Source organism: Microcystis sp. BLCC-F209 (assembly GCF_041928595.1).
In the GTDB taxonomy this organism is placed as follows: domain Bacteria; phylum Cyanobacteriota; class Cyanobacteriia; order Cyanobacteriales; family Microcystaceae; genus Microcystis.
Window position 1 is genome coordinate 1 of record NZ_JBHFLL010000319.1, and the last position, 12,802, is coordinate 12,802.

Consider the following 12,802-nt stretch of genomic DNA (forward strand, 5'->3'; position numbering starts at 1 on the left):
CAACATAAAGTACAACTTCATTAGACCTCTTGCATAATTAATTTTTGATGGTTCAAAAACGGCAAAAACAAGAATTAAACTGCCTGAAATCTGTCAATAGACCATTTAGTTAACTATTATTCATTCTTAATTCTCCTGACTCCTGACTACTGGCTACTGACTCCTAAACCTAACAACAATTTTTAGTTTTCACAAGAGGTCTATTTGGTAAGTACCTAAGCAAAATTAATTAGGGTTTTAGGACGATTAAATTAAATTACGACGTTCCTTTAACATTCTCTAGGTTTGACTCCCGGAGCCATGGGGATAAAAAATTTATTCTTTTCTTGTCACCGCTAAATTATGCTCGCTAACTCGCCTATTCAGATAAATTTCTCCGAGAACAATTAATCCTAGAATCAGAGGTAAAGTCAGCCATGCTCCCAGGTTTCCCAAGTAGTTAACACTAATAGCAATCAGGAGAGTTACCCCCATATAAATAATTGCTACTTGTGGATGAGACAAGCCAGATTTTTGTAATCTTTGATAAAGGTGACTGCGGTGAGCTTGGAAGATATTTTCCTTTCTTAATAATCGACAAATCAGGGTATAAATAGCATCACCAATCAGAGGTAAAGTGATAGTTAAAGCTGACCAAGCTTGACTTTGATTGCCCTGGGAATTAAGTAAAACCATAGGGACAATTGCCCCTAGACTGGTGCTACCCACATCGCCCATAAAAATTTTCGCTGGCGACCAATTCCAGAGGAGAAAACCGCCTAAAGCCGCCACTAAAAGCCATAAAATTGGTTGCTGAAAATAGAGAGCGAGAAATGCCAATTGTACCGCCGTACAGCCAGCCACCAAGCCATCGAGACCATCCATAAAATTATAAAAATTAATCATCGCAGTCAGGCCGATAATTGTGAGAACAATAGCCAAAATTTTGCCGCCAAAACCCAAATCTAATAGCCACGATTGGGGAAAAGCACCGAAAAAAGTGACCGCAAGACTAGCTGAGGATAACTGGACTAAATAGCGAATACTAGAGGGAATACCGCGACGATCATCGAGAAGGCCGATAATAATTAAAGGAGTCAGGGATAACCAGAGGGGAATAAAAGGTAGGGAAGGAGGAAGGAGAAAATAACTGAGGCCGCTGGTCAGAGCAAAAGCGACGACAAAACCGAGTCCACCCCCCCTAGGTGTGGGTTGACTATGGCTGCTACGCTCATTGGGAATATCTAACAATTGTTGGCTAAAACGTTGTTTAATCAGGGCAACCACCAGAAAACTAATCAGAAAACTGATGACTGAGAGTAGGGATAATAACATAGGGATTTTTGCGCTCAGATTAATTATCGATCCTACGCTGTTCGGTGACAAAAAGTGCCGATATTGCCATCATGGTTTTAGTCAGTGTCAGCATCCCAGTTCAAAAGCTAAGGCGCTCTGGCGTTTGGGGGATAGGAGCGGGAATTTTAGGTTTAACCTACTCCCGATCGCTTTTTACCTGACTGATGCGACGAACGTTTAAAACATCGCTCATTAGCTTAATTTGAGTAACACAGCGTTCAAATTGTTGCAGGTCTTTTACTTCAATTTTCAGGGAAATTAAAGCGGGTTTACCGAAATTAGTCTTAACTCCGGCATTGCGAACGTTAATATTTTGGTCACTTAAACGAGAGAGAATGTCTTTTAAAACCCCGACGCGATCAATCACTTCAATCTGAATATTTACCGGATAAGTTGGATAACGTCCCTGGTCATCTATAGGATTCCAACTAACAGGAATTAAGCGTTCAGCTTCGGCTTTTTCCACATTCGAGCAGCCCTGACGGTGAATAACAATACCTTCCCCCGCATGGGCAACTATACCGGTAATATTTTCTCCGGGTAAAGGACAACAACAACCGGCTAAACGATAGACTAATCCCTCCACACCGGCGATCGGTGATTTACTGACGGGTAAAGCCCTTTGAACGGGAGAAGGTGGTAGAATCAATTGGGAATCAGTTAGGACATCGGGCGGATTTTTAGCTGTTAAAATTTCCTGTTGATTTTTAACTGTTTCTTGCAGACGATTAACCACATTTTTTAGGGTAACTTCGCCGTAACCTAAGGCCGCCAATAAATCCTCTACTGCCACATAATTGCACTGTTTAGCCACCGATTGCATTCGTTCCGATTTCAGCAGGGCATCGAAGCCAGTTTTACCCAATTCTTTCTCTAATAAATCACGACCCCGACTAATATTTTCTTCTCGTCGCGATTTTTTGTACCATTGCCGGATGCGATTTCTGGCGCTAGGAGTAACGACAAAATTTAACCAATCTAAACTAGGGTGACTATGCTTGCTGGTGAGAATTTCCACCAGATCACCATTTTGCAAGGGAGCATCAAGAACTGACCATTTACCATTAATCCTTGCCCCTTTCATCTGATTACCTACTTCGCTATGAATATGATAGGCAAAATCTACCGGTGTCGCACCTTGGGCCAGGGCTACCACATCACCCTTGGGGGTGAAAACATAGATATCTTCTTCAAAGAAATTATTTTTGAGACCATCCATGTATTCTTGACCATCTTTAAGGTCTTTTTGCCAGTCAAGAAGATTACGCAGCCAAGCGAATTTTTCATCCTCAGCGGTTAAAGTTGTGTGACTAGAACCGGTTTCTTTATACTTCCAATGAGCTGCAATCCCGTACTCAGCAACATGGTGCATTTCTAGGGTGCGAATCTGCACTTCTAGGGGGCGGGCATTTAAACCAACAACGGTGGTATGGAGGGATTGATAACGGTTAGCTTTTGGTAAACCGATATAGTCTTTAAAACGGTTGGGAATCGGGGTAAATTGGTCGTGAACTATGGCTAAACAACGATAACATTCCTCTTTAGTTTCGACGATAATGCGGACGGCGGCGATATCATAAATCTGCTCGAATTCTTTACCCTGATTGTGCATTTTATGATAAATGCCGTAGAGATGTTTGGGGCGACCTTGTAAATCAAGAACTTTTATGCCAATTTCTTGCAATTTTTCCCGCAATGTGTTAGTAACGGTTTCGATGCGGGACTCTCGATCGATGCGTTTTTCCGATACTAATAACTGGACTTGACGATAAGCATCGGGTTCGAGGTATTTAAAGCATAAATCCTCTAATTCCCATTTAAATCTGCCAATCCCTAAACGGTTAGCCAGAGGAGCAAAGATTTCTCTAGTTTCGAGGGCGATGCGTTGCTGCTGTTGCGGGGTGAGGTGTTCGAGGGTTTGCATATTGTGCAGGCGATCGGCTAATTTGACCACGATGACGCGGATATCTTGAGCCATCGCCAGGAACATTCGGCGAAAATTCTCCGCTTGCCGTTCAGTTTTGCTAGAAAAGTTAAATTTGGAGAGTTTTGTCACCGCTTCCACCAAATTACGCACCTCGACACCGAATCTAGCCTCGATTTCTTCGGGGGTGACTTCCGTATCTTCCACCACATCGTGAAGGAATCCCGCCGCGATCATTGCCCCATCACCCCCCAGATCCCGCAGTAATCCCGCCACGGCTATGGGATGGGCGATATAAGGTTCCCCGGATTTGCGATACTGGCCCTCGTGGAGTTTGTGGGCGAAATTAAAGGCCCGACAGATTAAATCGCTATCGGGATTCTGGGGGTCGTTTTCGTAGGTAATTAGGCATTCTTTCAGCCAATCGGGTAAAACTAACGCTTTTTTCGGTTGCGTGGCCCGGGGAAGGGCCGTGAGTATTTCTGGTTGGGTGGCAGTGATGGCGTTCATGGTTAGATCGGGGGGATAATAGGGGTGAAGGAGACGGGTAACTAGAAAATTATTAGGACCAAGGGATGCCAGATTACTTAACTCTCTAACACTAGAATCGGACTTAGCGGCGAAAAGGACGCGATTCTTTTAAGTTTTTGTCTCTGATTGGGAGGAGAGAGGACTTGCAACCGTGACGGCAAATCGTTAATCTTATGTAACAAATTCTAACGCGCTTTGTATTGGATGCTACCGACAAATTACCATCAAGCCTACAAATCTTTGTTAAGAAAACTGGAGGATTTCAGTCTTGCCCTTCTGGATGGGGATGCTTCCACGGGGTTACAATCTTTTCAAGCTTTACAAACCTGTCTAGAGGGGGAGATATTGTCACTAAATGATGACAATTTCAGCCCAGAGGTGGCTAATCGTTGGCGCGTAGTCCAGACGGAACTATATCGATCCTGGCGATTGCTGGAGACGGATTGGTTATTTTTGGCCTCGGCCCGGCAAGGACGGGAGAAACGTTTACAGATAATTAGCGAGCGAGTGGCGACTTTAAAGGGGTATTGTCGGGTTTTGTTAGGGGCAGTTGTCGATTAGTGATTAAATGCTCGATCGCCCTTTGTGTGGCATACTTGACCCTAAGTCCTAACTTTTATCGTTACCGATCGCGTTATGTTGGAAATCAAAGACCTAAAAATTGCCTACCCAACCGAATTAAGTTCTCCCTCTTGGGCGATCGATGGGGTATCTTTTAGTATAGGCAAAGGGGAAACTCTGGGATTAGTGGGTGAATCTGGTTGTGGAAAATCGACTATCGGTAAGGCTATTTTAAGGTTATTACCCAATCACACTCATGTGGAAGGTGAGATTAACTTTGAAGGGCGATCGCTTTTATCTTTATCTAACAAACAGTTAGAAAAGTTTCGTGGGGAAGCGGTGGGATTAGTCTTTCAAGATCCGATGACGCGACTAGATCCGCTGATGACTATTGGCGATCATTGTGTGGAAACTTTGCAAGCCCATCGAGGAAATTTAACCTATCGTCAAGCTAAAAATCAAGCTTGTACTGTCCTAGAAAAAGTGAAAATTCCCGCTAATCGTTGGTCTCAATATCCTCACGAATTTAGCGGAGGAATGCGGCAAAGAGTGGCTATTGCTTTAGCTTTATTATTAAACCCTAAGTTAATTATTGCCGATGAACCCACCACCAGTTTAGATGTGACAGTTTCGGCGGAAATTCTGCGGGAATTAAAGCGTTTATGTAGCGAGGAACAGATGGGATTATTGTTAATTTCCCATGATTTAGCGCTGGTGGGAGAATATTGCGATCAATTAGCGGTAATGAAGGGGGGCAAAATTGTCGAATCGGGAGCGGTAAAAACAGTTTTTAATACACCTCAACACCCCTACACTCGTTCTCTTTTGTCCGCCGCTTTACACCTACAGCTACGGGAGGAAAAATCCACAGCAATTCAAGGCAAAGAAACGGTGTTAAAGGTGAATAATTTAAAGCAGTATTATACCCTAGAAGGTAACTTTTTAGATAGTTTTTTCAAAAAAGAAAAGAAATTTATTAAAGCGGTGGATGAAGTCAATTTTGAACTGTATCGAGGGGAAATCTTCGGTTTAGTTGGGGAGTCGGGGTGTGGGAAAAGTACCCTATCGCGAACCCTATTACAGTTAATTAAACCCACTGGGGGAAAAGTGGAATTTTTAGGAGAAGATTTAACCCCTTTGTCGGGGGAAAAAATGCGTCCCAAACGGCGCTTAATGCAGATGATTTTTCAGGATCCCCTCGCTTGTCTCAATCCCTTAATGACGGTGGGAGAAAGTATCGCCGATCCGCTTTTGATCCATCAAAAAATTAGTCTAGAAACGGCGAAAAAACAGGTTTTAGAAATGTTAGATCGAGTCGGTTTAACACCAACAGAGGAATTTTATCGACGCTATCCTAGGGAGTTATCGGGGGGACAACAGCAAAGAGTAGCCATTGCTCGCGCTTTAATTACTCGTCCGGAATTAGTTATTTGTGATGAACCAGTTAGTATGCTTGATGCTAGTGTTCAGACACAGGTTTTAGAGTTAATGTTAGAGTTACAAAAGTTATTTAATCTCACTTATTTATTTATAACTCATGATCTTTGGTTAGCGAGATTCCTCTGCGATCGAATTGCGGTGATGACTGCGGGTAAAATAGTTGAAATGGGTGACACTGAACAGATTTTTAGCCATCCCCAACACCCCTACACCCAAAAATTAATCGCCGCAGCCCCGAGAATTTATCCCGACAGCAACTAAAATCGCTCTAGGGGTTTATAATTGTTATTGTCTAGATATAGTTAGGAAAGAAAAAATGGCCAGACAACTTCAGATAACTCTCCCTGAAGATACCATGCAACTTCTCGATCGATGGTTGGCAAGTAGTGATTATCCTGAAAAAGAATATAATAATTTAATTAATGAAGCGATTAAATTATAAGTAGGGAGGCACAATTATTTGTAGGATGGGTTAGCGGTAGCGTAACCCATGCGGGCGTTGGGTTTCATGCTTCAACCCAACCTACGTTCATCTTATATTTAATTCCACCCATCTACTTATATTATGGAACCACAGAGAAACTACCTCAAGCAACAATTAAAGGAAGGAGCTATTGTTAGAGCAGAAAGAGATTTAAATTTAGCACAAGATTGGTTTTCTCTAGAGGGGTATTTATGGTAATAATGATTATTTTTAAAGTTAAAAAACTGCTTAAAAAATTTGTCTTTAGTCTCCAAGAGGAAGGATGGAAACCAGCACTCAAAAAGACGAAACGAAAAATTATTAAAATTCTCACAGGAAAGAGTTCCTCTGAATTTGAAGAACAGGTGATCGAAAGTGCTAAATTAGCCGAACTCCGGCCCCTAGAAATTGCCAGTAGTGACAATCCTTTAGTCTCGATTATTATTCCTGTTTATAACCAATTTGCCTACACCTTTAACTGTCTGGAGTCCTTGAGTGTTAACTTAAGTTCTGATTTAGCTTATGAAATAATTATTGTTAATGATGCTTCCAGCGATGAAACTTTAGAACAATTAGCAACTTTAGTTAAAGGAATTAAAGTATTAACTAATGCAGAAAACTCTGGTTTTATCCGTTCCTGTAATTATGGGGCTAGTCAAGCAAAAGGTCAATACCTATATTTTCTCAATAACGACACTAGAATTCTGGAAAATTGTCTAGAAAGTTTAGTAAAATTAATTATCAATAATCCCGGAGTTGGTGCGGTGGGTTCCAAGTTAATTTATGCTAATGGTAAACAACAAGAAGCGGGGGGAATTATCTGGAATTCTGCCGATGGTTGGAATTATGGACGCTTAGATAGTCCCGATGAACCAGAATATAATTATGTGCGTCCCGTGGACTATTGTTCGGGGGCCAGTTTATTAGTTCCTACGGATTTATTTAAGCAATTAGGTGGTTTTTGTCAAGACTTTATCCCCGCATATTACGAAGATACAGACTTATGTTTTGCCATCCGAGAATTGGGTTATCAAGTCCTCTATCAACCCCAATCTAACGTCATTCACTACGAGGGAATTACCTCGGGAACAGACCTTTCCAGTGGGACAAAACAATATCAAATTATTAATCAAACTAAGTTTCGAGAAAAATGGTCAAAGGTATTAACTAAACACCTAGATAACGATGCTAATAATGTACCCAAAGCTGCCCGACGTTTACAAGGAAAACCGACAATTTTAGTCATCGATTCCTACGTTCCACTATACGATCGAGAATCCGGCTGTGTGCGTTTATTAAATATTCTTAAGCTACTGCTCAATTTAGGCTATTCAGTGATTTTCTTTCCCGATAATGGCTATCCTGAACAACCCTATACTTCCGTCCTGCAACAGCTGGGAATTGAAGTTATTTATGGCACACCGCAAAGATATAATCTAGAAGAAAAATTAATCAAATATTTACCTCTGATCGATGGAGTTTGGTTGTGTCGGCCCGAATTGTGCGATAAGTATATGGATTTAATCCGCTTAAAGACAAAAGTGCCAATTATTTATGATACAATTGACCTGCATTTTCTACGTTTAAAACGCCAAAAAGACTATCTCGATCCCAGTTATCAAAATACTAGCTGGAGTTGGCAAACCTATCAGAAATTAGAGTTAAACTATGCTAATCAAGCGGAAGCAACCGTGGTAGTAACGGAAGACGAAAAGCAGGTTTTATCCTCTTTAGGAGTGAAAAATGTTTGGGTAATCCCCAATATTCATGAAGAAATTTCCCCGTCTGAAAAAGTTGCCTTTGACCAGCGATCGGGTTTAGTATTTATTGGTAGCTACAATCACCCTCCTAATATTGATGCAGTTAAGTGGTTATGTTTAGAAATTATGCCCTTAGTTTGGGCATCCCGTCCCGATATTGCCGTTAATTTATTGGGAAGTAACCTCAAGGATGAAGTGAAGGAATTAGCCAATGATCAAGTGATTGTCACCGGTTATGTTCCCGAAGTAGAACCCTATTTCCAAAAGAGTCGCATTTTTGTCGCTCCCCTGCGATTTGGTGCGGGAATGAAGGGTAAAATAGGTCAAAGTCTTTCCCTAGGATTACCGACTATTACCACAAAAATTGGTGCCGAAGGTATGGGATTAATTGACCACCAAGATGTTCTAATTGCCGATACTGCCGAGGAATTTGCCCAAGCAGTGATCGAACTCTATGATGATAGGGAATTATGGCAAAAACTCGCCGATAATTCCCTAGAAACTATTAAGAGATACCAACCCGCTACCGTGCAAACTAACCTGCAAGCTTTGTTATCGAATCTAGGAATTGTTGCTAAGGATAGTTAACAAAAATAAAGCTCATTTATCCCACAAGTATATTCTATGTCAGCGCAACTAAATCAACTCTATAATCCGCAATTTTGCAGATGTATCAGGCATTTGTATAGGATCAATTTAGGACAATTTTTGATTTTTTTATTCTATAGACCTCTTGCATAATTAATTTTTGAGGTTTCATAAACGGCAAGAATAAGAATTAAATGGCGGCATAAAATCTGTAAATAGAGCATTTAATTATTCATTCTTAATTATCCTGACTCCTGACTCCTGACTTCTGACTCCTGACTGCTGACTCCTAACCCTAACAACAATTTTTGATTTTTACAAGAGGTTTTATTAATATGCCAACTTATCCTGATATCTCTAGTCAAGCTTTTAAACATCCCCTAGATCAGCAAGCTGAACAGGCCTTAAGATCAGTTCCGGGGTTTGACTTATTAGCGAAAAGTTTTTCCGAATATCTCTATGAACGTCCCCAGCAAATTTTATTAATGGGCAATGATCTAAAAGTCGGCCCGCGTCAATACGCCACTTTATACGGCATCTATCGCCAATGTCTGCGGGATTTAGATATGTCCCCAGAACCGAATCTTTATGTCAGTCAAAACCCTTTAGCCAATGCCTATTCCTTGGGTTCGGAACATCCCTATATTGTCTTTAATACTGCCCTTTTAGACCTCTTAGATGAAGAAGAAATTCGGGTAATTCTTGCCCACGAATTAGGTCATTTAAAATGCGATCATAGTATTTTAATTCAACTTTCTTTTTGGGTGATGGGGGCGGCTAATTTGCTTGGAGACATCACTTTAGGACTAGGAAAAGCCATTACTACTGGTCTAGTTTATGCCTTTTATGAATGGCGCAGAAAAGCCGAATTATCCGCAGACAGAGCCGCCTTATTAGTTACCGATGATTTAAATTTAGTCCTGAGAACTTTAATGAAATGTGCAGGAGGAAGTCAAAAATATCTGCATGAATGCAACTTAGAAGAATTTATTCGCCAAGGGGAAGCCTACCGACAATTAGACCAAGATAACTTAAACCAGATTTATAAATTTCTCATTTATAATGGCGGTAATGGTTCCTTTTTAACCCATCCTTTCTCCGTGGAAAGAGTCCAGTATCTACAGCAATGGTTTAACTCGGAATCCTATCGTCAAATTCGCCGGGGAAACTATGCCAAAACAGGGGTAAAAAGCTCAATTAATATTGATGCTAATGATAGGGAAAGCGAAAGATTGCAGCGACAAATAGCAGAACTACAAGCAGAAATTGAACGGGCAAAAAGACAAAGAAACCCTGAATAATCTATACGAAGGCGCTCATGCAAAAGGCGCTCATGCAAAAGGCGCTCATGCAAAAGGCAAAAGGCAGCTTTGTTCTCCCCACACCCCACACCCCACACCCCACACCCTTTACTGATCACTGAAAATTCTCTTGTCTGTGTTTTGCCGATTTGGTGAGTACAATAGAGGTATCGGGGACCGAGAATAGCAATTCTCCCTACGATGATCCATAAACACTTACCCCCACTCTCTCTTTTTTGTTCTACTGCCCATGCTCCAAGATACCCAATCCATTCGTTACTATCAAAGACTAACCGATGACATGGTGGATCTTTGGCACCGTGGCTCACGTTTTGATGAGATCCGGCTATATGTAGAAGGCTATTTAGCCTGTTTACGCGATTCTAGTTCCATAGAACCCTATCTAATTCATCGTCTCGAAGAAGAAATATTTCGCTTCTTGCGAGATCCCTCTAATTTTGAATATCTCTCCCCCCAAACCCAAACCCAAACTGAGGCAGATTATGGCTATTATTAACCTTTACTCTTGCCTCATCTCCACAAGCAATTTAAATGCGCGGACAGCTGATCAGGACAATTGGGGATTTTTACGAGAGATTTACTGAGCTTGACAGGAACGAGATTCGGTCATCTGTAGAACAATAGTATCGATCGCTTTCACCAGAGCCTGTCCCGAAACCCGTTGATTATTAACGATAATGCTAAATAACATCGGTCCTTGGTTGGGGTTTTCTAAATAACCCGATAGGGCCCGCACACCGGTAAGAGTGCCGGTTTTAGCGTAAACTGTGCCAGTAGCGGCCGTCTGACGCATCCGGTTTCTCAGGGTGCCACTAATTCCCGCTACCGGCAAGGAAGCATAGAAAGTGTCTCGATTAGGAGAATAATACATCACCCGCAAAATTTCCACGATCGAGCGGGGAGTAGCGGTATTACGGCGGGATAATCCCGAACCATCGGCTAGACGAAAACCACTGGGATTGATGCCCAATTGTGCCAAAATGGCAGTAACATTTTTAGCACCGCCGATAAAGCGAAAAAGAGTGTCAGCGTAGAAATTATTACTTCTCTGATTAGTGACATTAACCCAATCGCGCAGGGATTTTTTCTGAATTGTCGTCTCCGGGTTCATCACTTGTAAAGCGGCAGCCGTGGTAAATAACTTTGTATTAGAAGCAGGGATAAAATAGCGATCGGCGTTATGACTATAAATAACCGTTTGGCGATCAAGAGATTCGATTAATATACCCCACTGATTGGGAGCTTGACCGATAATTTTATCGATATTTGCCCCGATCAATTGAGTACAGGTATTATTGATATTATTGTTTTCCGGCGGGGGAACGTATAATTCTATGGATTCGTTCGACGAGGAAGGATGGGGATAAACGGAGAGATTAACTTGAGCGATGCTAGGGTAGGCCAAAGCGATAGTGGCGACACTGGCCACTGTCAGGGAATTAAGGCAATTGAGGAGTTGTTTCATGCTGTGTTTGTGTAAGAGTCTGGTTTCCGTAAGCGTTCGCACTATTGTACCAGTTGCCGCTCAAGTGTCAAAGTTACCTGTCTAACAGATTTTAGCGCCCGATTCTCACCAATGCCAGGGAAGAAAGCTTGTCATAGCCCGGAACTGCACTGATACCCCTTCTCAAGACCGGTTGGAATTTTTCTGGGTTCCAAAATCGTGCTATTTTGATAGCCGTGACATTACTGCTGACAATTTGGGAATAATAAAAGCAAAGTGTAGGAAAAGGGATGTAAAACCCATGTATTCTGTCTCAGATGACTCCAAAACAATGACGAATACCACCCGTCAAACTGTTCTAGAGACGTTAAACTTGCAAAAAACTTATCGGACGGGATTCTGGTTAAATAAAAAAATCGAATCCTTGAAAAACTGTACTTTAATTGTCCATGAGGGGGAAACCTTTGGATTATTAGGCCCGAACGGTGCAGGCAAAACCACGCTCTTAAAAACCCTTTTGGGGATTGTCCGACCCACTTCCGGACGGGCCTTGATTCTCGGTCAACCAATTGGCGATCGCTTGGTCAGGCAACGCATCGGCTATCTTCCCGAAAATGCCTACTACTACGACTATCTCACCGGCTGGGAATTCCTACAATTAATCGCCGGCATTTTTGAAATTCCCTCTTTTGTGCAAAAAAAACGCATTCCTGAATTATTGGATTTAGTGGGATTAGAGCGCAAAACCGCCCAGAAAAAGCAATTGCGTCAATATTCTAAGGGAATGATGCAACGGATCGGTATAGCTCAAGCATTAATCAATGATCCAGAATTAGTCTTTCTCGATGAACCGATGTCGGGACTAGACCCTATCGGTCGCTATCAGGTGCGGGAAATTATTCAATCCCTCAAACAACGGGGGAAAACCATCTTTTTTAACTCCCATATTCTCTCCGATGTGGAACAAATTTGCGATCGCATTGCCCTGTTGGCTCGGGGAGAATTACTCTGTGTCGGTTCCCTCGACCAAATTCTCGGTCGTGCTGATGTCTATCAGGTGATTGTTCAGGGGGGTAGGGAAGAGCAACTACAGCAATGGATACTCGGTTTACATTGGCGCGATAATTTTTGGCACGGACAATTACAGGGAGAACCCGATGCTTTTCTGGCTGCCCTGCCTAGTATGGATGCTCGCTTGATTAGTCTTAATTTAGCTCGTGCTTCCCTCGAAGAATTTTTTATCGACCAATTACGTCAACGCGGTATTACCTCCAGTCAATAGGCACTTTCATAAGACCTCTTGTAAAAATCAAAAATTGTTGTTGGGGTTAGGAGCCAGTAGTCAGTAGTCAGTAGTCAGGAGAATTAAGAATGAATAATAATTAATTAAATGGTCTATTTACAGATTTTATGCAATTTAATCCTTATTTTTGC

Annotated in this window: 10 protein-coding genes; 7 read left to right on the forward strand and 3 right to left on the reverse strand. The window is 41.8% G+C overall.

The genetic code is table 11. The features are described from left to right. Positions 1–315: 315 nt before the first annotated feature. Both ACE1AQ_RS21175 and ACE1AQ_RS21180 read right to left on the reverse strand, forming a co-directional pair. Positions 316–1,314: a glycosyltransferase family 4 protein gene (locus ACE1AQ_RS21175; RefSeq protein ID WP_110545431.1), complete on the reverse strand. Its 999-nt coding sequence runs from the start codon at positions 1,312–1,314 to the stop codon at positions 316–318. A 157-nt stretch (positions 1,315–1,471) separates the two neighbouring features. Then, complete coding sequence (locus ACE1AQ_RS21180; protein WP_106909584.1) at positions 1,472–3,769, reverse strand: bifunctional (p)ppGpp synthetase/guanosine-3',5'-bis(diphosphate) 3'-pyrophosphohydrolase; 2,298 nt, start codon at positions 3,767–3,769, stop codon at positions 1,472–1,474. Positions 3,770–3,994: 225 nt separating this feature from the next. On the opposite strand from ACE1AQ_RS21180, the gene patD reads away from it, so the two are divergent. The 6 genes from patD to ACE1AQ_RS21210 all read left to right on the forward strand — a co-directional run bounded on the left by patD (position 3,995) and on the right by ACE1AQ_RS21210 (position 10,420). Next, the gene (gene patD, locus ACE1AQ_RS21185; RefSeq protein WP_008196268.1) at positions 3,995–4,351 is read left to right on the forward strand and encodes a heterocyst frequency control protein PatD; all 357 of its coding nucleotides are present in this window, start codon (positions 3,995–3,997) and stop codon (positions 4,349–4,351) included. Positions 4,352–4,426: 75 nt separating this feature from the next. Beyond that, positions 4,427–6,052: an ABC transporter ATP-binding protein gene (locus ACE1AQ_RS21190; protein ID WP_110545433.1), complete on the forward strand. Its 1,626-nt coding sequence runs from the start codon at positions 4,427–4,429 to the stop codon at positions 6,050–6,052. A gap of 55 nt (positions 6,053–6,107) precedes the next feature. Next, positions 6,108–6,233 carry a hypothetical protein gene (locus ACE1AQ_RS21195; RefSeq protein WP_002759643.1) on the forward strand — a complete coding sequence of 42 codons (126 nt, stop codon included), beginning with the start codon at positions 6,108–6,110 and terminating at the stop codon, positions 6,231–6,233. 233 nt (positions 6,234–6,466) lie between these two features. Beyond that, positions 6,467–8,602 carry a glycosyltransferase gene (locus ACE1AQ_RS21200; protein WP_110545436.1) on the forward strand — a complete coding sequence of 712 codons (2,136 nt, stop codon included), beginning with the start codon at positions 6,467–6,469 and terminating at the stop codon, positions 8,600–8,602. A gap of 335 nt (positions 8,603–8,937) precedes the next feature. Further along, positions 8,938–9,903, forward strand: coding sequence for a M48 family metallopeptidase (locus tag ACE1AQ_RS21205; RefSeq protein WP_008196257.1), 966 nt, complete (start codon positions 8,938–8,940; stop codon positions 9,901–9,903). Positions 9,904–10,153: 250 nt separating this feature from the next. Next, the gene (locus tag ACE1AQ_RS21210; protein WP_002739044.1) at positions 10,154–10,420 is read left to right on the forward strand and encodes a DUF6761 family protein; all 267 of its coding nucleotides are present in this window, start codon (positions 10,154–10,156) and stop codon (positions 10,418–10,420) included. Positions 10,421–10,501: 81 nt separating this feature from the next. On the opposite strand, the gene dacB is transcribed toward ACE1AQ_RS21210, so the two are convergent. Then, positions 10,502–11,389 (reverse strand): D-alanyl-D-alanine carboxypeptidase/D-alanyl-D-alanine-endopeptidase, encoded by an 888-nt coding sequence (dacB, locus tag ACE1AQ_RS21215; RefSeq protein ID WP_106909588.1) that lies wholly within the window; start codon positions 11,387–11,389, stop codon positions 10,502–10,504. A gap of 280 nt (positions 11,390–11,669) precedes the next feature. On the opposite strand from dacB, the gene ACE1AQ_RS21220 reads away from it, so the two are divergent. Beyond that, entirely contained in the window at positions 11,670–12,650 is a 981-nt protein-coding gene (locus ACE1AQ_RS21220) for an ABC transporter ATP-binding protein (RefSeq protein ID WP_008196239.1), read from the forward strand. Positions 12,651–12,802 lie beyond the last annotated feature (152 nt).

What these genes read in the sequence shown, in the direction of transcription:
- ACE1AQ_RS21210 (WP_002739044.1), top strand. Translation starts at nt 10,154, where the DNA reads ATGCTCCAAGATACCCAATCCATTCGTTACTATCAAAGACTAACCGAT.
- patD (WP_008196268.1), top strand. Translation starts at nt 3,995, where the DNA reads ATGCTACCGACAAATTACCATCAAGCCTACAAATCTTTGTTAAGAAAA.
- ACE1AQ_RS21195 (WP_002759643.1), top strand. Translation starts at nt 6,108, where the DNA reads ATGGCCAGACAACTTCAGATAACTCTCCCTGAAGATACCATGCAACTT.
- dacB (WP_106909588.1), bottom strand. Translation starts at nt 11,389, where the DNA reads ATGAAACAACTCCTCAATTGCCTTAATTCCCTGACAGTGGCCAGTGTC.
- ACE1AQ_RS21180 (WP_106909584.1), bottom strand. Translation starts at nt 3,769, where the DNA reads ATGAACGCCATCACTGCCACCCAACCAGAAATACTCACGGCCCTTCCC.
- ACE1AQ_RS21200 (WP_110545436.1), top strand. Translation starts at nt 6,467, where the DNA reads ATGGTAATAATGATTATTTTTAAAGTTAAAAAACTGCTTAAAAAATTT.
- ACE1AQ_RS21175 (WP_110545431.1), bottom strand. Translation starts at nt 1,314, where the DNA reads ATGTTATTATCCCTACTCTCAGTCATCAGTTTTCTGATTAGTTTTCTG.
- ACE1AQ_RS21190 (WP_110545433.1), top strand. Translation starts at nt 4,427, where the DNA reads ATGTTGGAAATCAAAGACCTAAAAATTGCCTACCCAACCGAATTAAGT.
- ACE1AQ_RS21205 (WP_008196257.1), top strand. Translation starts at nt 8,938, where the DNA reads ATGCCAACTTATCCTGATATCTCTAGTCAAGCTTTTAAACATCCCCTA.
- ACE1AQ_RS21220 (WP_008196239.1), top strand. Translation starts at nt 11,670, where the DNA reads ATGTATTCTGTCTCAGATGACTCCAAAACAATGACGAATACCACCCGT.